At 56.4% G+C, this 18,780-nt stretch carries 29 protein-coding genes; 27 read left to right on the forward strand and 2 right to left on the reverse strand.

Annotated features, from left to right (window positions below; all coding sequences use genetic code 11):
- Nucleotides 1-13: 13 nt before the first annotated feature.
- The 25 genes from rpsS (at nucleotide 14) to bfr (ending at nucleotide 13,218) form a co-directional block, all read left to right on the forward strand.
- Complete coding sequence (gene rpsS / locus ACW9H9_RS19605) at nucleotides 14-289, forward strand: 30S ribosomal protein S19 (protein WP_085585806.1); 276 nt, start codon at nucleotides 14-16, stop codon at nucleotides 287-289.
- 11 nt (nucleotides 290-300) lie between these two features.
- Nucleotides 301-633, forward strand: a complete 333-nt coding sequence (rplV, locus tag ACW9H9_RS19610) for a 50S ribosomal protein L22 (RefSeq protein ID WP_003103908.1) — start codon at nucleotides 301-303, stop codon at nucleotides 631-633.
- A gap of 13 nt (nucleotides 634-646) precedes the next feature.
- Nucleotides 647-1,333, forward strand: a complete 687-nt coding sequence (rpsC, locus tag ACW9H9_RS19615) for a 30S ribosomal protein S3 (protein ID WP_003176422.1) — start codon at nucleotides 647-649, stop codon at nucleotides 1,331-1,333.
- A 12-nt stretch (nucleotides 1,334-1,345) separates the two neighbouring features.
- Entirely contained in the window at nucleotides 1,346-1,759 is a 414-nt protein-coding gene (rplP, locus tag ACW9H9_RS19620) for a 50S ribosomal protein L16 (RefSeq protein WP_003176421.1), read from the forward strand.
- Nucleotides 1,759-1,950 (forward strand): 50S ribosomal protein L29, encoded by a 192-nt coding sequence (gene rpmC / locus ACW9H9_RS19625; RefSeq protein ID WP_002555481.1) that lies wholly within the window; start codon nucleotides 1,759-1,761, stop codon nucleotides 1,948-1,950. The genes rplP and rpmC overlap by 1 nt, the downstream gene beginning before the upstream one ends.
- A gap of 2 nt (nucleotides 1,951-1,952) precedes the next feature.
- Complete coding sequence (gene rpsQ / locus ACW9H9_RS19630) at nucleotides 1,953-2,219, forward strand: 30S ribosomal protein S17 (protein ID WP_003176419.1); 267 nt, start codon at nucleotides 1,953-1,955, stop codon at nucleotides 2,217-2,219.
- Between the two features lie 23 nt (nucleotides 2,220-2,242).
- A complete protein-coding gene (rplN, locus tag ACW9H9_RS19635) occupies nucleotides 2,243-2,611 on the forward strand; it encodes a 50S ribosomal protein L14 (protein ID WP_011063774.1) in 369 nt (122 codons plus the stop codon).
- Nucleotides 2,612-2,622: 11 nt separating this feature from the next.
- Nucleotides 2,623-2,937, forward strand: coding sequence for a 50S ribosomal protein L24 (rplX, locus tag ACW9H9_RS19640; protein ID WP_007896770.1), 315 nt, complete (start codon nucleotides 2,623-2,625; stop codon nucleotides 2,935-2,937).
- Nucleotides 2,938-2,957: 20 nt separating this feature from the next.
- Nucleotides 2,958-3,497: a 50S ribosomal protein L5 gene (gene rplE, locus ACW9H9_RS19645; RefSeq protein WP_457344827.1), complete on the forward strand. Its 540-nt coding sequence runs from the start codon at nucleotides 2,958-2,960 to the stop codon at nucleotides 3,495-3,497.
- 13 nt (nucleotides 3,498-3,510) lie between these two features.
- Nucleotides 3,511-3,816 (forward strand): 30S ribosomal protein S14, encoded by a 306-nt coding sequence (gene rpsN, locus ACW9H9_RS19650; RefSeq protein WP_027617689.1) that lies wholly within the window; start codon nucleotides 3,511-3,513, stop codon nucleotides 3,814-3,816.
- 207 nt (nucleotides 3,817-4,023) lie between these two features.
- A complete protein-coding gene (gene rpsH, locus ACW9H9_RS19655) occupies nucleotides 4,024-4,416 on the forward strand; it encodes a 30S ribosomal protein S8 (RefSeq protein WP_457344826.1) in 393 nt (130 codons plus the stop codon).
- 12 nt (nucleotides 4,417-4,428) lie between these two features.
- Nucleotides 4,429-4,962, forward strand: coding sequence for a 50S ribosomal protein L6 (rplF, locus tag ACW9H9_RS19660; protein ID WP_003176412.1), 534 nt, complete (start codon nucleotides 4,429-4,431; stop codon nucleotides 4,960-4,962).
- Between the two features lie 10 nt (nucleotides 4,963-4,972).
- Nucleotides 4,973-5,323, forward strand: coding sequence for a 50S ribosomal protein L18 (rplR, locus tag ACW9H9_RS19665; protein ID WP_003186037.1), 351 nt, complete (start codon nucleotides 4,973-4,975; stop codon nucleotides 5,321-5,323).
- 3 nt (nucleotides 5,324-5,326) lie between these two features.
- A complete protein-coding gene (gene rpsE, locus ACW9H9_RS19670; protein ID WP_010443918.1) occupies nucleotides 5,327-5,827 on the forward strand; it encodes a 30S ribosomal protein S5 in 501 nt (166 codons plus the stop codon).
- A gap of 2 nt (nucleotides 5,828-5,829) precedes the next feature.
- The gene (rpmD, locus tag ACW9H9_RS19675; RefSeq protein WP_003176408.1) at nucleotides 5,830-6,006 is read left to right on the forward strand and encodes a 50S ribosomal protein L30; all 177 of its coding nucleotides are present in this window, start codon (nucleotides 5,830-5,832) and stop codon (nucleotides 6,004-6,006) included.
- A 3-nt stretch (nucleotides 6,007-6,009) separates the two neighbouring features.
- Nucleotides 6,010-6,447, forward strand: a complete 438-nt coding sequence (rplO, locus tag ACW9H9_RS19680) for a 50S ribosomal protein L15 (RefSeq protein ID WP_003176407.1) — start codon at nucleotides 6,010-6,012, stop codon at nucleotides 6,445-6,447.
- On the forward strand, nucleotides 6,448-7,776 hold the full coding sequence (gene secY / locus ACW9H9_RS19685) for a preprotein translocase subunit SecY (RefSeq protein ID WP_003210064.1): 1,329 nt from the start codon (nucleotides 6,448-6,450) through the stop codon (nucleotides 7,774-7,776).
- A gap of 27 nt (nucleotides 7,777-7,803) precedes the next feature.
- Nucleotides 7,804-7,920 (forward strand): 50S ribosomal protein L36, encoded by a 117-nt coding sequence (gene rpmJ / locus ACW9H9_RS19690; protein ID WP_002555468.1) that lies wholly within the window; start codon nucleotides 7,804-7,806, stop codon nucleotides 7,918-7,920.
- A 129-nt stretch (nucleotides 7,921-8,049) separates the two neighbouring features.
- A complete protein-coding gene (gene rpsM / locus ACW9H9_RS19695) occupies nucleotides 8,050-8,406 on the forward strand; it encodes a 30S ribosomal protein S13 (protein WP_457344825.1) in 357 nt (118 codons plus the stop codon).
- 30 nt (nucleotides 8,407-8,436) lie between these two features.
- Entirely contained in the window at nucleotides 8,437-8,826 is a 390-nt protein-coding gene (gene rpsK, locus ACW9H9_RS19700) for a 30S ribosomal protein S11 (RefSeq protein ID WP_002555466.1), read from the forward strand.
- 18 nt (nucleotides 8,827-8,844) lie between these two features.
- Nucleotides 8,845-9,465, forward strand: a complete 621-nt coding sequence (rpsD, locus tag ACW9H9_RS19705) for a 30S ribosomal protein S4 (RefSeq protein ID WP_011336168.1) — start codon at nucleotides 8,845-8,847, stop codon at nucleotides 9,463-9,465.
- Between the two features lie 26 nt (nucleotides 9,466-9,491).
- The gene (locus ACW9H9_RS19710; protein ID WP_003176403.1) at nucleotides 9,492-10,493 is read left to right on the forward strand and encodes a DNA-directed RNA polymerase subunit alpha; all 1,002 of its coding nucleotides are present in this window, start codon (nucleotides 9,492-9,494) and stop codon (nucleotides 10,491-10,493) included.
- 41 nt (nucleotides 10,494-10,534) lie between these two features.
- Nucleotides 10,535-10,921, forward strand: a complete 387-nt coding sequence (rplQ, locus tag ACW9H9_RS19715) for a 50S ribosomal protein L17 (protein WP_003176402.1) — start codon at nucleotides 10,535-10,537, stop codon at nucleotides 10,919-10,921.
- Between the two features lie 228 nt (nucleotides 10,922-11,149).
- Nucleotides 11,150-12,598, forward strand: coding sequence for a catalase (locus tag ACW9H9_RS19720; RefSeq protein WP_457344824.1), 1,449 nt, complete (start codon nucleotides 11,150-11,152; stop codon nucleotides 12,596-12,598).
- A 155-nt stretch (nucleotides 12,599-12,753) separates the two neighbouring features.
- Nucleotides 12,754-13,218: a bacterioferritin gene (bfr, locus tag ACW9H9_RS19725; RefSeq protein WP_457344823.1), complete on the forward strand. Its 465-nt coding sequence runs from the start codon at nucleotides 12,754-12,756 to the stop codon at nucleotides 13,216-13,218.
- 103 nt (nucleotides 13,219-13,321) lie between these two features.
- Here bfr and ACW9H9_RS19730 read toward each other — a convergent pair whose 3' ends face one another.
- Together ACW9H9_RS19730 and uvrA are read right to left on the reverse strand one after the other, a co-directional pair.
- On the reverse strand, nucleotides 13,322-13,585 hold the full coding sequence (locus tag ACW9H9_RS19730; RefSeq protein ID WP_457344822.1) for a hypothetical protein: 264 nt from the start codon (nucleotides 13,583-13,585) through the stop codon (nucleotides 13,322-13,324).
- A gap of 142 nt (nucleotides 13,586-13,727) precedes the next feature.
- Nucleotides 13,728-16,562, reverse strand: a complete 2,835-nt coding sequence (gene uvrA, locus ACW9H9_RS19735) for an excinuclease ABC subunit UvrA (RefSeq protein ID WP_457344821.1) — start codon at nucleotides 16,560-16,562, stop codon at nucleotides 13,728-13,730.
- Between the two features lie 178 nt (nucleotides 16,563-16,740).
- Here uvrA and ACW9H9_RS19740 point away from each other — a divergent pair, with 178 nt between their 5' ends.
- Together ACW9H9_RS19740 and ACW9H9_RS19745 are read left to right on the forward strand one after the other, a co-directional pair.
- Complete coding sequence (locus ACW9H9_RS19740) at nucleotides 16,741-18,135, forward strand: MFS transporter (protein WP_457344820.1); 1,395 nt, start codon at nucleotides 16,741-16,743, stop codon at nucleotides 18,133-18,135.
- A 9-nt stretch (nucleotides 18,136-18,144) separates the two neighbouring features.
- A complete protein-coding gene (locus ACW9H9_RS19745; protein WP_457344819.1) occupies nucleotides 18,145-18,648 on the forward strand; it encodes a single-stranded DNA-binding protein in 504 nt (167 codons plus the stop codon).
- Nucleotides 18,649-18,780 lie beyond the last annotated feature (132 nt).

An 18,780-nucleotide genomic window follows, 5' to 3' on the forward strand; every position in this document is an offset into this window, starting at 1 on the left:
GAGGGATACGACAGTGCCACGTTCTCTGAAAAAAGGTCCTTTTATTGATCTTCACCTACTGAAGAAGATCGAAGTGGCGGCGGAAAAGAACGATCGCAAACCAGTTAAGACCTGGTCGCGTCGTTCGATGATCCTGCCACAAATGGTCGGTCTGACCATCGCAGTACACAACGGTCGTCAGCACGTCCCCGTTCTCGTTAACGAAGACATGGTCGGCCACAAACTGGGCGAGTTTGCCGGTACCCGCAACTATCGTGGGCACGTGGCTGACAAGAAAGCCAAGCGTTAAGGGGTAAGGAAATGGAAGTAGCCGCTAAGTTGTCGGGCGCTCGAATCTCCGCCCAGAAAGCCCGCTTGGTCGCCGACCAGATCCGCGGGAAGAAGGTGGGCGAAGCGCTCAACCTGTTGGCTTTCAGCAGTAAGAAAGCCGCCGAGATCATGAAAAAAGTGCTGGAGTCGGCCGTAGCCAACGCCGAGCATAACGAAGGCGCCGACGTTGATGACCTGAAGGTCAGCACCGTTTTCGTCAACGAAGGGCGTTCGCTGAAGCGCATCATGCCACGTGCCAAAGGCCGTGCTGATCGCATCGTCAAGCGGTCTTGCCATATCACTGTCAAGGTTGCTGACAAGTAACGGAGTCGAAGAGATGGGTCAGAAAGTACATCCCATTGGCATTCGCCTGGGAATCGTCAAGGAGCACACCTCCGTCTGGTACGCAGACGGTCGGACTTATGCGGACTACTTGTTCGCAGATCTGAAGGTGCGTGAGTATCTCCAAGACAAACTAAAAAGCGCGTCCGTAAGCCGTATCGATATCCATCGTCCGGCTCAAACTGCACGCATCACCATCCACACCGCTCGTCCAGGTATCGTTATCGGGAAGAAAGGTGAAGATGTTGAAAAACTGCGTCAGGACCTGACCAAGCAAATGGGTGTGCCTGTGCACATCAATATCGAAGAGATCCGTAAGCCGGAGCTCGACGGTATGCTGGTTGCGCAGAGCGTAGCTCAGCAGCTGGAGCGTCGTGTAATGTTCCGTCGCGCTATGAAGCGCGCAGTACAGAACGCCATGCGCATTGGTGCCAAAGGCATCAAAATCCAAGTGAGCGGTCGTCTCGGCGGTGCTGAAATCGCACGTACTGAATGGTATCGCGAAGGTCGTGTGCCATTGCACACCCTGCGTGCCGACATCGACTATGCCAACTACGAAGCTCACACCACTTACGGTGTGATCGGTGTGAAGGTTTGGATTTTCAAAGGCGAAGTAATTGGTGGTCGCCAAGAAGAACTGAAACCACAAGCACCAGCGCCTCGTAAAAAAGCTGCTAAGTAAGGGGTACGCCAAATGTTGCAACCTAAGCGTACGAAGTTCCGCAAGCAGATGACCGGCCACAACCGTGGTCTGGCTCAGCGCGGTAGCAAAGTCAGCTTCGGCGAGTTCGCGTTGAAGTCTGTAGCTCGTGGTCGTCTCACCGCTCGTCAGATCGAGTCAGCGCGTCGTGCTCTGACCCGTCACGTTAAACGTGGCGGCAAGATCTGGATCCGTGTATTCCCGGACAAGCCTATTTCCAAGAAGCCACTCGAAGTTCGGATGGGTAAAGGTAAGGGTAACGTCGAATACTGGGTTGCCCAGATTCAGCCAGGCAAAGTCCTGTATGAAATCGAGGGTGTTTCTGAAGAGCTGGCGCGTGAGGCTTTCGCCCTGGCTGCTGCAAAGCTGCCGCTCGCCACCTCCTTTGTTAAACGGACGGTGATGTGATGAAAGCGAATGAACTTCGTGAAAAATCCGCACAGCAGCTGAACGAGCAACTGCTCGGCCTGCTGCGCGACCAGTTCAATCTGCGTATGCAGAAAGCAACTGGCCAGTTGGGGCAGTCTCATCTGCTCTCGCAAGTTAAGCGTGACATTGCTCGCGTGAAGACTGTGCTCAACCAGCAGGCAGGTAAGTGATCATGGCTGAAGCCGAAAAAACTGTCCGTACGCTGACTGGCCGTGTTGTCAGCGACAAGATGGACAAAACCATCACCGTTCTGATCGAGCGTCGCGTTAAGCACCCGATCTACGGTAAATATGTTAAGCGTTCGACTAAGCTGCACGCGCACGACGAAACCAATCAGTGCCACATCGGCGACAAAGTCACTATTCGTGAAACTCGTCCGCTGGCCAAGACCAAGTCTTGGGCGCTGGTTGATGTTCTCGAACGCGCTGTGGAAGTCTAAGGACTAGGGGTCGGAGAAATTATATGATTCAGACTCAATCCATGCTCGATGTGGCCGATAACAGCGGCGCTCGCCGCGTTATGTGCATCAAGGTGCTGGGTGGCTCCCATCGTCGTTACGCTGGTATCGGTGACATCATCAAAGTTACCGTGAAGGAAGCAATTCCTCGCGGTAAGGTGAAAAAAGGCCAAGTGATGACTGCTGTTGTAGTCCGCACTCGTCACGGTGTTCGCCGTGCTGATGGCTCCATTATCCGCTTTGATGGCAACGCTGCTGTTCTGTTGAACAACAAGCAAGAGCCGATCGGCACCCGTATCTTTGGGCCAGTGACCCGTGAACTTCGCAACGAGAAGTTCATGAAGATCGTCTCGCTCGCCCCAGAAGTGCTGTAAGGAGATCCGACATGCAAAAGATTCGTCGTGACGACGAGATCATCGTGATCGCCGGCAAAGACAAAGGTAAGCGCGGTAAGGTGCTGAAGGTTCTTGCTGATGACCGTCTGGTCGTTGGTGGTCTGAACCTGGTCAAGCGTCATACCAAGCCTAACCCGATGTCGGGCGTACAGGGCGGTATCGTCGAGAAAGAAGCGCCACTGCACGCTTCCAACGTTGCCATTTTCAACGGCGAAACCAACAAGGCTGACCGCGTTGGTTTCAAAGTAGAAGACGGCAAGAAAATTCGTGTCTTCAAGTCGACCCAAAAAGCGGTTGATGCTTGAACACTGCTAGGTAGAAGACCATGGCACGACTACAAGAGATTTACCGGAAGGAAATCGCTCCCAAGCTGAAGGAAGACCTGAAGCTTGGCAACGTGATGGAAGTTCCGCGCGTTACCAAAATCACCCTGAACATGGGTCTGGGCGAAGCGATCGGTGACAAAAAAGTCATCGAGCACGCTGTTGCTGACCTGGAAAAGATCACCGGCCAGAAAGTCGTTGTGACCTACGCTCGCAAATCCATCGCTGGCTTTAAAGTCCGTGAAGGTTGGCCGATCGGCGTCAAAGTGACCCTGCGCCGTGAGCGTATGTACGAATTCCTGGATCGTCTGCTGTCGATCTCCCTGCCTCGGGTTCGCGACTTCCGCGGCCTGAATGCCAAGTCCTTCGATGGTCGTGGCAACTACAGCATGGGCGTGAAAGAGCAGATCATTTTCCCGGAAATCGACTACGACAAGATCGATGCTCTCCGCGGTCTGGACATCACCCTGACCACCACTGCCAAGAACGATGATGAAGGCCGCGCTCTGCTGCGTGCTTTCAAATTCCCGTTCCGCAACTGATTGGAGTAGGAAAATGGCCAAGAAGAGCATGAAAAACCGCGAGCTGAAGCGTCAGCTCACGGTTGCCAAGTACGCCAAGAAGCGTGCAGCACTGAAAGCGATCATCGTGGATCTGAACGCAAGTCCAGAAGCGCGTTGGGAAGCAACAGTTGCCCTGCAGAAGCAGCCACGTGACGCAAGCGCTTCGCGCATGCGTAACCGCTGCCGCCTGACCGGTCGTCCACACGGCGTTTACCGCAAGTTCGGCCTTGGCCGTAACAAACTGCGTGAAGCTGCAATGCGTGGTGACGTACCGGGTCTGGTTAAAGCCAGCTGGTAAGTACTGTCAAAGTCCTGGTGGTCGGGATCGCAAGAGACTGACCACTGGTGGCCTTGAATCTGGAACAAGCCCCTTTTGGGGCTTGTTTCATTTCCGGAGTATGTCTAGAATACCCGGCTCGCCTGAGCCCGTGTTTTTATGCCCGGAGATTCTCGGCGACATATGTAGCCGCAAGGCTAATTTTTTTGTATTAGGAGCGTCTAGCCCATGAGTATGCAGGACCCGTTAGCGGACATGCTAACTCGTATCCGTAATGCCCAGATGGCTGAAAAGTCCGTCGTAAGCATGCCATCTTCCTCGTTGAAGGTAGCTGTTGCCAAAGTCCTGAAGGACGAAGGTTACATTGCGGGTTATCAGATCAGCAGCGAAATCAAACCTCTGCTGTCCATCGAGCTGAAGTACTTCGAAGGCCGTCCGGTCATCGAGGAAGTGAAGCGCGTTAGCCGTCCAGGCCTGCGTCAGTACAAGTCCGTTGAGGAACTGCCGAAAGTTCGTGGCGGTCTCGGCGTGTCTATCGTCTCCACCAACAAAGGTGTGATGACGGATCGTGCTGCGCGCGCTGCCGGTGTCGGCGGCGAAGTTCTTTGCACTGTGTTCTAAGGGGGGATAAGCATGTCTCGCGTCGCTAAGAACCCCGTTAAGCTGCCAGCCGGTGTCGAAGTCAAATTCGCAGGCCAACAGCTTTCGGTGAAGGGTGCCAAGGGTACTCTTGAACTGAACATCCATTCGTCCGTTGAGATCGTTGAAGAAGCGGGTGAGCTGCGTTTCGCTGCTCGCAATGGCGATCAACAAACTCGCGCAATGGCCGGTACCACGCGTGCGTTGGTAAACAACATGGTCCAGGGCGTAAGCCAAGGCTTTGAGCGCAAGCTCCAGCTGGTCGGTGTTGGTTACAAAGCGCAAGCAAAAGGCACGGTTTTGAACCTGGCCCTTGGCTTCTCGCACCCAGTGGATTACGAACTGCCGGAAGGCATCACCGCTGAGACTCCTAGCCAGACCGATATCCTGATCAAGGGCATCGATAAGCAACTGGTAGGTCAAGTGGCCGCCGAGATCCGCGACTTCCGTCCACCAGAGCCGTACAAAGGCAAAGGTGTGCGCTACGCGGACGAAGTCGTCCGTCGTAAAGAAGCCAAGAAGAAGTAGGGCATAGCAAATGACCGACAAAAAAGTTACTCGTCTGCGTCGCGCTCGCAAAGCACGCCTGAAAATGCACGAACTCGAAGTCGTGCGTCTCTGCGTGTTCCGCTCGTCGCAGCACATCTACGCCCAGGTCATTTCGGCCGACGGCAACAAAGTCCTGGCAAGTGCCTCGACTTTGGATAAAGAACTGCGTGATGGTGCTACCGGCAACATCGACGCGGCCACTAAGGTTGGCCAGCTGGTCGCTACGCGTGCTAAAGCCGCTGGCGTCTCGCAGGTGGCTTTCGACCGCTCTGGCTTCAAGTACCACGGCCGCGTCAAGGCGCTGGCTGATGCTGCTCGTGAAGCTGGGCTGGAGTTCTAAGTTATGTCAAATAACGACCAAAAGCGCGACGAAGGCTACATCGAGAAGCTGGTTCAAGTTAACCGCGTAGCCAAAACCGTTAAAGGCGGCCGTATCTTCACTTTCACCGCGTTGACCGTGGTAGGTGATGGCAAGGGTCGCGTTGGCTTCGGCCGCGGCAAGTCGCGTGAAGTGCCTGCTGCAATCCAGAAGGCAATGGAAGCTGCTCGTCGCAACATGATCCAGGTAGACCTGAACGGTACTACTCTGCAGTACGCAATGAAGTCCGCTCATGGCGCTTCGAAGGTGTACATGCAGCCTGCTTCTGAAGGTACCGGTATCATCGCTGGCGGCGCTATGCGTGCTGTCCTCGAAGTTGCTGGCGTTCAGAACGTTCTGGCCAAGTGCTACGGCTCGACTAACCCTGTAAACGTGGTTCACGCCACTTTCAAGGGTCTGAAAGCTATGCAATCCCCTGAGTCCATTGCTGCCAAGCGCGGCAAAACTGCAGCGGAGATCCTGTGATCATGGCTACCGTAAAAGTTACGCTGATCAAAAGCATGACCGGCCGCATCCCTAACCACAAACTGTGCGTTAAGGGTCTGGGTCTGCGTCGCATCGGTCACACTGTAGAAGTCCAGGATACTCCCGAGAATCGCGGGATGATCAACAAGGCTTACTACATGCTGCGTGTCGAGGGTTAATCGATGAAACTCAATGATCTGAGTCCAGCGCCGGGTTCCCGTCGCGAAAAGCATCGCCCGGGCCGTGGTATCGGTAGCGGTTTGGGTAAGACTGGTGGCCGTGGTCACAAAGGTCAGACCTCCCGCTCCGGTGGCACCATTGCTCCAGGCTTTGAAGGCGGTCAACAGCCTCTGCATCGTCGCCTGCCGAAGTTCGGTTTCGTTTCCCTGAAAGCTATGGATCGCGCAGAAGTGCGTCTGTCCGAGCTGGCTAAAGTGGAAGGCGACATCGTTACCGTGCAGACCCTGAAAGATGCCAACGTGATCAACGTCAACGTACAGCGTGTGAAAATCATGCTGTCCGGTGAGGTGACTCGCGCTGTCACTATCGGCAAGGGAATCGGCGCCACCAAAGGTGCGCGTTCGGCTATCGAAGCAGCTGGCGGCAAGTTCGAGGAATAAATGGCTAAGCAAGGTGCTCTCTCTGCGCTCGGCAAAGGCGGTATGTCTGAACTCTGGGCTCGTCTGCGTTTTCTGTTCCTGGCGATTATCGTCTACCGAATAGGCGCACACATCCCGGTTCCAGGCATCAACCCGGACCGACTCGCAGACCTGTTTCGACAGAATGAGGGGACCATTCTTAGCTTGTTCAACATGTTTTCCGGCGGCGCGCTGGAGCGGATGAGCATCTTTGCGCTGGGGATCATGCCGTACATTTCGGCATCGATCATCATGCAGCTGATGACAGCCGTCAGCCCGCAGCTGGAACAGTTGAAGAAGGAAGGTGAGGCTGGCCGTCGCAAGATTAGCCAGTACACCCGCTACGGCACTGTCATCCTCGCCCTGGTTCAAGCTATCGGCATGTCCGTTGGCCTGGCGGGGCAGGGTGTTGCGTTCACTGGTGACTTTGGCTTCCATTTCGTTGCGGTTTCCACCTTTGTGGCAGGCGCGATGTTCATGATGTGGCTGGGTGAGCAGATTACTGAGCGCGGTGTTGGCAACGGTATCTCGATGTTGATTTTCGCAGGTATCGTCGCCGGTCTTCCGAGAGCGATTGGGCAGTCTTTCGAGTCTGCACGTCAGGGTGATATCAACATTTTCGCCCTGGTTGCTATCGGTTTGTTGGCAGTAGCGATTATCGGTTTCGTGGTGTTCATTGAGCGTGGTCAGCGTCGTATCGCTGTTCACTACGCCAAGCGTCAGCAAGGCCGTAAGGTCTTTGCTGCGCAGACCAGCCACTTGCCGCTGAAAGTGAATATGGCCGGTGTTATTCCGGCGATCTTCGCGAGCAGCATCTTGCTGTTTCCGGCTTCGTTGGGTGCCTGGTTCGGTCAGTCTGAAGGTATGGGCTGGTTGCAGGACATCTCGCAGTCGATCGCTCCTGGTCAGCCGTTGAATATTCTGCTGTTTAGTGCAGGGATTATTTTCTTCTGCTTCTTCTATACGGCGTTGATGTTCAATCCGAAAGACGTAGCGGAAAACCTGAAGAAGTCCGGTGCCTTTATTCCGGGCATCCGTCCAGGTGAGCAGTCTGCGCGCTACATTGATGGCGTTCTGACTCGCTTGACCATGTTCGGTGCTCTATATATGACGGCCGTGTGCCTGTTGCCCCAGTTCCTGGTGGTTGCAGCAAACGTTCCGTTCTACCTTGGCGGGACCTCGTTGCTGATCGTGGTCGTGGTTGTGATGGACTTTATGTCCCAAGTACAATCGCACCTCGTTTCGCACCAGTACGAATCCCTGATGAAGAAAGCCAACCTGAAGGGTTACGGCAGCGGCATGTTGCGCTGAGTACCCATAAGGTTCGAGGAGTTGGTGATGAAAGTTCGTGCATCGGTGAAAAAGCTGTGCCGTAACTGCAAGATTATTCGCCGCGAAGGTGTTGTTCGAGTAATTTGCAGCGCGGAACCGCGTCACAAACAGCGCCAAGGCTGAGTGTGATCTGCTTGAAGCCCGGCAGCTAGTGCGCTGCCGGGTTGATTATTTGTTATTACAGCGATATTATCTCGCGCCCTATTTCTTGGCTTCCGGGGCGTAGGTAGCTGTCAATTGGAGTCCCACTGAATGGCCCGTATTGCAGGCGTTAACATTCCAGATAACAAGCATACTGTTATCTCGCTGACCTACATCTATGGTGTTGGTCGCACTACTGCACAGAAAATCTGTGTAGATGCTGGTGTGAACCCAGCCGCAAAGATCAAGGATCTGAGCGACGAGCAGATTGAACAGCTGCGTGGCGAAGTGGCGAAGTTCACCACTGAAGGTGACCTGCGTCGCGAAATCAACATGAAAATCAAGCGTTTGATGGACCTCGGTTGCTATCGCGGTCTGCGTCATCGTCGTGGTCTGCCAGTACGCGGTCAGCGTACCAAGACTAACGCGCGTACCCGTAAAGGTCCGCGTAAGCCGATCCGCAAGTAATCGCCCCAGCGAATCGACAGGAATTTAATCATGGCAAAACCTGCTGCTCGTCCTCGTAAAAAAGTTAAAAAGACAGTGGTTGATGGCATCGCCCACATCCATGCTTCTTTTAACAACACCATCGTGACCATCACCGACCGTCAAGGTAACGCGCTTTCTTGGGCTACCTCCGGTGGTTCGGGTTTCCGCGGTTCCCGCAAGTCCACCCCGTTTGCTGCTCAAGTAGCTGCTGAACGTGCTGGTCAAGCTGCGCTGGAATACGGCCTGAAAAACCTTGACGTTAACGTCAAAGGTCCAGGTCCAGGTCGTGAGTCTGCTGTCCGTGCATTGAACGGCTGTGGCTATAAGATCGCCAGCATCACCGACGTGACGCCAATCCCGCACAACGGGTGCCGTCCGCCGAAGAAGCGCCGCGTGTAATCCAGGAGATCGTAAAGAATGGCTCGTTACATTGGTCCAAAATGCAAACTCGCTCGTCGCGAAGGCACCGATCTCTTCCTGAAGAGCGGCGTGCGCGCGATTGAATCGAAGTGCAACATCGAAGCTGCACCAGGTATCCACGGCCAGCGCCGCGGTCGCCAGTCCGACTACGGCACCCAACTGCGTGAAAAGCAGAAGGTCCGTCGTATCTACGGCGTTCTCGAGCGTCAGTTCAGCGGCTACTACAAAGCAGCTGCTAGCAAAAAAGGTGCAACCGGTGAAAACCTGCTGCAACTGCTCGAATGCCGTCTGGACAACGTTGTATACCGTATGGGCTTTGGTTCGACTCGTGCCGAATCCCGTCAGCTGGTATCGCACAAGTCGATCAGCGTTAACGGTCAGACCGTAAACGTACCGTCCTACCAGGTTCGTGCTGGTGACGTGGTTGCTGTTCGCGAGAAAGCAAAGAATCAACTTCGCATTGTCCAAGCTCTCGAGCTGTGCGCCCAACGTGGCCGCGTAGAATGGGTAGAGGTAGATGCTGAGAAGAAGTCGGGCGTTTTCAAGAACGTTCCAGCTCGCAGTGATCTGTCCGCCGACATCAACGAAAGCCTGATTGTCGAGCTCTACTCCAAGTAAGTAAGGGCTAGAAAATAGGTGCATCCATGCAGATTTCGGTAAATGAGTTCCTGACACCCCGTCACATTGACGTGCAGGTTGTCAGTCCAACCCGCGCCAAGATCACTCTCGAGCCTCTCGAGCGTGGTTTTGGCCACACCCTGGGCAACGCGCTGCGCCGCATCCTGTTGTCCTCAATGCCCGGCTGTGCAGTAGTCGAGGCCGAGATTGACGGTGTGCTCCACGAGTACAGCGCCATCGAAGGTGTACAGGAAGACGTAATTGAAATCCTGTTGAACCTTAAAGGTCTGGCTATCAAGCTGCACGGCCGTGACGAAGTTACGCTGACCTTGTCGAAGAAGGGTTCGGGGGTGGTTACCGCTGCCGATATTCAGCTGGATCATGATGTCGAGATCGTTAACCCCGATCACGTAATCGCTAACCTGGCGTCTAACGGCGCCCTGAACATGAAGCTCACCGTAGCTCGTGGTCGTGGTTATGAACCGGCCGACTCGCGTCAAAGCGATGAAGACGAAAGCCGCAGCATTGGTCGCTTGCAGCTTGACTCTTCGTTCAGCCCGGTTCGCCGTATCGCATACGTGGTGGAAAACGCCCGTGTCGAGCAGCGTACTAACCTGGACAAGCTGGTTATTGATCTGGAAACCAACGGTACTCTGGATCCTGAAGAGGCTATTCGCCGCGCTGCAACCATCCTGCAACAGCAGTTGGCTGCGTTCGTCGACCTCAAAGGTGACAGTGAGCCAGTGGTAATCGAGCAGGAAGACGAGATCGATCCGATCCTGCTTCGCCCGGTTGACGATCTGGAACTGACTGTACGTTCGGCTAACTGCCTTAAGGCGGAAAACATTTACTACATCGGCGACCTGATTCAGCGTACCGAAGTAGAACTGTTGAAGACTCCGAACCTGGGCAAGAAATCCTTGACGGAAATCAAGGACGTTCTGGCCTCCCGCGGTCTGTCCCTCGGCATGCGCCTCGACAACTGGCCGCCTGCAAGTCTTAAGAAGGACGACAAGGCGACTGCCTGATCGTCGTAATCACCGAACGTGAGTTTGGTAAGGAATGAACCATGCGTCATCGTAAAAGTGGTCGTCACCTGAGCCGTACCAGCTCGCACCGCAAGGCCATGTTTCAAAACATGGCGGTGTCGCTGTTCGAGCACGAGCTGATCAAAACTACACTGCCGAAAGCCAAAGAACTGCGCCGCGTTGCCGAGCCGCTGATCACTCTGGCCAAGACAGACAGCCTGGCTAACCGCCGTCTGGCTTTCGACCGTACTCGTTCGAAAGCTATCGTTGGTAAGCTCTTCAACGACCTGGGCAAGCGTTACGCTACCCGTGAGGGTGGCTACCTGCGCATCCTCAAGTGCGGTTTCCGCGCTGGCGACAACGCGCCTATGGCGTACGTCGAGTTGGTTGATCGTGCTACTGCTGGCGAAGCTGTATCCGCCGAGTAAGACGTCAAGCTGTAACGAAGAACCGGGCCCAGTGCCCGGTTTTTTGTGCGTGTTCAAAAAGTACAGCCTACCTCACCATCGCATCCTGTCTATGTGCCATAGCTTTTCGTTAGTTAATTTCTATCGAATGGCGCAATTTAATGAATTTGATGGTGTCATCTTCCTGGTCAATAATCCTTGCAAGCCGATTAGCCGGCAGCTCCAAGACTGACCTGAGGAAGATAAAGCATGAGCCAGAACAAAACGCTTACCACCGCCAGCGGCGCTCCTGTTGCTGATAATCAAAATTCCCGTTCCGCTGGCTCGCGTGGCCCGCTGCTGCTCGACGATTTTCACCTGATCGAGAAGCTTGCCCACTTCAACCGTGAAAACATCCCTGAGCGTCGTGTGCACGCTAAAGGCTCGGGCGCTTACGGCACCTTCACGGTGACCCAAGATATTACCCGGTACACCAGCGCCAAATTGTTTTCGTCCGTGGGCAAACAAACCCCGACGTTCCTGCGTTTCTCCACCGTGGGCGGCGAGCGCGGTTCGGCTGACACCGAGCGCGATCCACGTGGGTTTGCCTTGAAGTTTTACACCGAGGAAGGCAACTGGGACATCGTGGGCAATAACACCCCCGTGTTCTTCATCCGTGACCCGCTGAAATTCCCGGATTTTATCCACACCCAAAAACGCCTGCCGCAAAGCAACCTCAAAAGCGCGCAGATGATGTGGGACTTCTGGTCGCATTCGCCCGAGGCGCTGCACCAGGTGACTATCCTGTTCTCGGACCGCGGTATTCCGGACGGCTACCGTCACATGCACGGCTTCGGTAGCCACACCTACAGCCTCATCAACGCTGCAGGCGAGCGGCATTGGGTGAAGTGGCACTACAAGACCAAGCAAGGCATCAAAAACCTGACGCCTGCGGATGCCGCGCGTTTGGCCGGTACTGACCCGGACTACGCCCAGCGCGACCTGTTTGGTGCCATCGAGCGCGGTGAATTCCCGAAATGGCGCGTGTGCATCCAGGTCATGAGCGAAGCCCAGGCCAATGCTCACTACGAGAACCCGTTCGACGTCACTAAAACCTGGTCGCAAAAAGAGTTCCCGCTGATCGAAGTCGGTGAGTTGGAGCTCAATCGCAACCCCCTGAACTACTTCGCCGAGGTCGAGCAGGCCGCATTCGGCCCAAGCAACATGGTCCCAGGCGTTGGCCTGTCGCCAGACCGCATGCTGCAAGGTCGTGTATTCGCTTATGCCGATGCCCACCGCTACCGTGTTGGCACCAATCACCAGCAGTTGCCGGTGAATGCGCCACGCAGCCCGGTGAACAGCTACCAGCGCGACGGCTCCATGGCCTTTGGCAGCAATGGTGGCGCGGCGCCCAACTATGAGCCCAACAGCTTTGCAGATGCACCAAAGCAAGCGCCACAGTACGCAGAACCACCCTTGGCCCTCAGCGGTGCGGCAGACCGCTACGATCATCGCGAAGATACCGACTACTACAGCCACGCCGGTGCGCTGTTCCGCCTGATGAATGATGAGCAGAAAGCCCTGCTGACCAACAACATCGCCGGCGCGATGGCGGGTGTTTCCAGCGATGTGGTCCAGCGCCAATTGCAACACTTTCTCAAGGCCGATCGGGCTTATGGAGAAGCAATCGCAAAGGCACTGGGTGTATCGATTAACTGACTCTAAACGATAAGCAGAACCGCCCTCATTTGGGCGGTTTTTGCGTTATTTGAACCACTTTTCTCTGGAATTCTTCACTTTTCTGCCGTTTATCCCGTGACCTGTTGGGCAGCATGGTTCAAACTACAGACTTTCAAGCAGGGAGATGTAGGGCGATGCAAGGTCACCCCGACGTAATCGATTACCTCAACACGTTGCTGACGGGCGAGCTGGCAGCGCGTGATCAATATTTCATCCATTCGCGCATGTATGAAGACTGGGGCTTTACCGAGCTCTACGAGCGCATCAACCATGAAATGGAAGAAGAAGCCCAGCACGCCGATGCGTTGATGCGCCGTATCCTCATGCTCGAAGGCACGCCACGTATGCGTCCAGACGACCTGGACACCGGTGCCACCGTACCGGAGATGCTGGCTGCGGACCTTCGCCTAGAATACAAAGTCCGCGCCGCGCTGTGCAAAGGCATTGAACTCTGCGAGCAGCACAACGACTACGTGACCCGTGAAATCTTGCGGGTGCAGCTGAACGACACTGAAGAAGATCACACCTACTGGCTGGAAAAGCAGCTGGGCCTGATCAAACTGATTGGCCTTGAGAACTACCTGCAATCGCAGTTCTGATACGCCAGATCATCAGTCCTGAAACCATTCAGACACGTGAACCGAAAACGCCCGATGCATAGCCTCTGGCGTTTTTGTTTGAGCGGTGATGTGCCTCAAGTGCCTAAGCCATTGACGCAGCACTTTGTTGCCGAAAGATCTGCCTGAAGACCTCCACGTCCTGCATGATCTCGCGGGTCAGCCTGTTCACCCCGTCCTCCCCGCGATACAGGCGCCAATCGATACTCGCGAGGGTGAACTGGGAAAAGTCCGGCCCCGCCACATGAATCGACAAGGTTCTATCGCTATTGATCGTGCAGGAGACTTCACAGCAAGACAGCTCCCTGGAAAGCTGTGCTTCTATCTCCGATAGGTTCAACGTGTCCATTCAAGCTCCGAAATCAGCAGCGGCGACGGTTTTATCGTAGCCGATCGTGAAGACCAGCGAATACTCAGCACAGGCCAGGCCTGTGAACAAAAAAGCCCCTGCCATCACTATAAGGACAGGGGCTTTCTCAAGGGCCGATCCATCAGGCCCTGTCGCGTTCCAGCAACGGCTTCAGGTAATAACCCGTATGGGATTGCGGCATTTCGGACACCTGTTCCGGCGTGCCGACCGCAATGATCTGGCCGCCCTTGGAACCGCCTTCCGGCCCCAGGTCCACCAGCCAGTCGGCAGTTTTGATCACGTCCAGGTTGTGTTCGATCACCACCACGGTATTGCCGTGGTCGCGCAGCCGGTGAAGAACGTCCAGCAGCTGTTGAATGTCCGCGAAGTGCAGGCCGGTGGTGGGTTCGTCAAGGATGTACAGCGTCTTGCCGGTGTCGCGCTTGGACAGCTCACGGGACAGTTTCACCCGCTGCGCCTCACCGCCCGACAGCGTCGTCGCCGACTGCCCCAGCTTGATATAGGACAGGCCCACGTCCATGAGCGTTTGTAGCTTGCGCGCCAGGGCCGGTACGGCGTCGAAGAACTCCCGGGCCTCCTCGATGGTCATCTCGAGGGTTTCATGGATGCTCTTGCCCTTGTATTTGATCTCGAGGGTTTCGCGGTTGTAGCGCTTGCTCTTGCACACATCGCACGGCACGTAGATGTCCGGCAAAAAGTGCATTTCTACCTTGATCAGGCCGTCGCCCTGGCAGGCCTCGCAGCGCCCGCCCTTGACGTTGAACGAGAACCGCCCCGGGCCATAACCGCGCGAGCGGGATTCCGGCACCCCGGCAAACAGCTCGCGGATCGGTGTGAACAGCCCGGTATAGGTCGCCGGGTTGGAGCGCGGTGTGCGGCCAATCGGGCTTTGGTCGATATCGACCACTTTATCCAGGTGTTCCAGGCCCTTGATGCTGTCGTGAGCAGCGGCCTCAAGGGTGGTCGCACCGTTCAGGGCGGTAGCGCTGAGCGGGAACAGCGTGTTGTTGATCAAGGTCGATTTGCCGGAGCCGGACACACCGGTCACGCAGGTCAGCAAACCGATCGGAATCTCCAGGTCGACATTGCGCAGGTTGTTGCCTCGCGCGCCCTTGAGGTGCAGCGCGAGCTTTTTGTTACGTGGTGTGCGCTTGGCGGGAACCTGGATCTTCACCCGGCCAGACAAATATTTGCCGGTCAGCGAGTCAGGGTGCGCCATCACTTCGGCCGGGGTGCCTTCGGCCACGATACTGCCCCCATGCACGCCCGCACCCGGGCCGATGTCGACCACATAGTCCGCCAGGCGAATCGCGTCCTCATCGTGCTCCACCACAATCACGGTGTTGCCGATGTCGCGCAGGTGTTTCAACGTTTCCAGCAGGCGATCGTTATCCCGCTGGTGCAAGCCAATGGACGGCTCATCCAGGATGTACAACACCCCCACCAGCCCCGCGCCAATCTGGCTGGCCAGGCGAATCCGCTGGGCTTCGCCGCCCGACAGGGTGTCGGCGCTGCGATCCAGCGAAAGATAATCCAGGCCCACGTTCACCAGGAACTGCAGGCGCTCGCGAATTTCCTTGAGGATCTTGTCCGCGATTTCTCCACGTCGTCCCGTCAGCTTCAAACCGGCGAAATATTCGCTGGCGTCACCGATCGGCAGGCTGGTCACCGCAGGCAAGGTTTTCTCGCCCACCCACACATGCCGCGCTTCACGTCGCAGGCGCGTGCCGCGGCAATCCGGGCAGGGCTGGGTGCTCAGGAACTTGGCCAGTTCCTCGCGAACGCTGGCCGACTCCGTCTCGCGATAACGACGTTCCAGGTTGGGCACAATGCCTTCGAAGGGGTGCGAACGCTTGACGATATCGCCCCGGTCGTTCAGGTATTTGAAGTCGACGTTCTGCGAGCCGCTGCCGTGCAGGATGACTTTTTGCTGATCGGCCGGCAGCTGATTGAACGGCACTTCCAGGCTGAACTTGTAGTGCGAGGCCAGCGACCCCAGCATCTGGAAGTAGTAGACGTTGCGCCGGTCCCAGCCGCGTATCGCCCCCTCCGCCAGCGTGAGGTCGCCGTTGACCAGGCGCTTGATGTCAAAGAACTGCTTGACCCCCAAACCGTCGCACGTCGGGCAGGCGCCGGCCGGGTTGTTGAACGAGAACAGCTTGGGTTCCAGCTCACTGATGGCGTGCCCGCAGATCGGGCAGGCAAAGCGTGCGGAAAAGATGATCTCTTCGCCGGGCTCATCGTCCATCGGGGCGACCAGGGCGATACCGTCTGCCAGCTTCAGCGCCGTCTCGAACGATTCCGCCAGGCGCTGTTGCAGGTCGGTACGCACCTTGAAACGGTCGACCACCACATCAATCGAATGCTTCTTTTGTTTATCCAGCTTTGGCGCTTCGTCCAGCTCATACAGCTTGCCGTTGATGCGCGCGCGCACAAAACCTTGCGCCCGAAGTTCTTCAAAGACGGAAAGGTGTTCGCCCTTGCGCTCGCGAATCACCGGCGCCAGCAACATCAGCTTGGCGCCTTCGGGCTGGGCCAGCACCAGGTCGACCATCTGGCTGACGGTCTGGGCTTCCAGCGGGATGTCGTGGTCCGGGCAGCGCGGCGTGCCCACGCGGGCGTACAGCAAGCGCAGGTAGTCGTAGATCTCGGTGATGGTGCCCACGGTGGAACGCGGGTTGTGGGAGGTGGATTTCTGCTCGATGGAAATCGCCGGCGACAAGCCTTCAATGGTGTCGACATCGGGTTTTTCCATCATCGACAGGAACTGCCGGGCATAGGCCGACAGCGACTCCACATAACGGCGCTGGCCCTCGGCATACAGCGTGTCGAACGCCAGGGACGACTTGCCGGACCCGGACAGGCCGGTGATGACGATCAGCTTGTCCCGGGGCAGGGTCAGGTCGATATTCTTCAGGTTGTGGGTTCGAGCCCCACGAATCAGGATCTTGTCCAAGATGGCCTCGCACGGCGGGCATAAATGATGCCGGAGTATACGGCTAAAGACTGGATGAATATACACTGTCAATTTGCCCGTTGCAGCCTTGCATGAAAGCTGCGCGGCAAAGCGCCGCATATACCCTCTCTATCGATGGGACTGGTAGAATCGCCGCCGGTTCACACGAGGTTTTTCCATGCACGATCCCCACAGCGAACGCATGAGTGGCAGCGAGACCCGCGCGGCAAGCGGTCTGGCCCTGGTGTTCGCATTCCGTATGCTTGGCATGTTTATGGTGTTGCCGGTACTGGCGACCTATGGAATGGATCTCGCAGGAGCGACCCCCGCACTGATTGGCCTGGCCATTGGCGCCTATGGCCTGACCCAGGCGATTTTTCAGATCCCGTTCGGGATCATTTCCGACCGTATCGGCCGCCGTCCTGTCATCTACCTGGGCTTGATTGTCTTCGCCCTCGGCAGCGTGCTGGCGGCTCAGGCCGACTCGATTTGGGGGGTGATTGCCGGGCGTGTCCTACAGGGCGCCGGGGCGATTTCTGCCGCCGTGATGGCGCTGCTCTCGGACCTTACCCGCGAGCAACACCGCACCAAGGCCATGGCCATGATCGGCATGACCATCGGCCTGTCGTTTGCGGTGGCCATGGTGGTCGGCCCGCTGCTGACCCGGGCGTTCGGCCTGCACGGGCTGTTCCTCGCCACCGGCGGTATGGCGCTGTTCGGCATCGTCATCGTGGCCTTCATGGTGCCGCGCTCTACCGGCCCCTTGCAGCACCGCGAATCCGGCGTGGCGCGGCAAGCCTTGATACCGACCCTCAAGCATCCAGACCTGCTGCGTCTGGATTTGGGTATCTTCGTATTACACGCCATGCTCATGTGCAGCTTCGTCGCCTTGCCCCTGGCGCTGGTGGAAAAAGCCGGCCTGCCCAAGGAGCAGCACTGGTGGGTGTACCTTACCGCGCTGTTGATTTCGTTCTTCGCCATGATCCCGTTCATCATCTACGGCGAGAAGAAACGCAAAATGAAACGAGTTCTGCTGGGCGCCGTCGGGACATTGATGCTCACTGAGCTATTCTTCTGGCAGTTCGGCGACAGCCTGCGGGCACTGGTGATCGGTACGGTGGTGTTCTTCACCGCGTTCAACCTGCTGGAAGCGTCGCTGCCGTCGCTGATCAGCAAGGTTTCACCGGCCGGCGGCAAAGGCACGGCGATGGGCGTGTATTCCACCAGCCAGTTCCTGGGTTCCGCACTGGGCGGAATCATGGGCGGCTGGATGTTCCAGCATGGCGGTTTGTCGGTTGTCTTCCTTGGATGCGCAGGGCTCGCTGCACTTTGGTTGGCCTTTGCTGTTACCATGCGCGAACCTCCCTATGTGACGAGCCTGCGCTTGCCGTTATCGCCCGAAGCGATCCGCGAAGCTGGCTTGGTCGAGCGCCTGAAGGCCGTCGTTGGGGTTACAGATGCCGTAGTGGTTGCGCAAGAAGCGGCCATTTACATCAAATTGGACACTGAATTATTGGACCGCGCGACGCTTGAGCAACTGGTCAACCCAGTACCGACAGCGCGCCCAGCCTAGGAGAACGTTATGGCCCGTGGGGTTAACAAAGTCATATTGGTCGGCACTTGCGGCCAGGATCCCGAAGTTCGCTACTTGCCTAACGGTAACGCCGTGACCAACCTGAGTCTGGCCACCAGCGAACAGTGGACCGACAAGCAAACCGGCCAGAAGGTCGAAAAAACCGAATGGCACCGTGTGTCGATGTTCGGCAAGGTTGCAGAGATCGCCGGTGAATACCTGCGCAAAGGTTCGCAGGTTTACATCGAAGGCAAACTGCAAACCCGCGAGTGGGAAAAAGACGGCATCAAGCGCTACACCACCGAAATCGTGGTAGACATGCAAGGCACCATGCAACTGCTGGGCGGCCGTCCACAGGGCGACCAACAGGGCGGCGGCATGTCCAACTCGGCGCCACGTCCACAACAGCAATCGCGCCCGGCACCACAGCAACAGTCGCGCCCAGCGCCACAGCAGCCTGCGCCACAGCCGGCGGCTGACTTTGATAGCTTTGATGACGATATTCCGTTCTAAAGTGGAACGGTGAAGTTGTAAAGCTATACATTAAAGCCCTGATTAGTCAGGGCTTTTTCTTGCGCTCCATTTTATTGACAAGATAAGAAGTGGCTACCTAGAACCTTGACCAAAGTTTAAGACGTTTGAATA

It is taken from the genome of Pseudomonas sp. SDO5215_S409 (genome assembly GCF_054071325.1).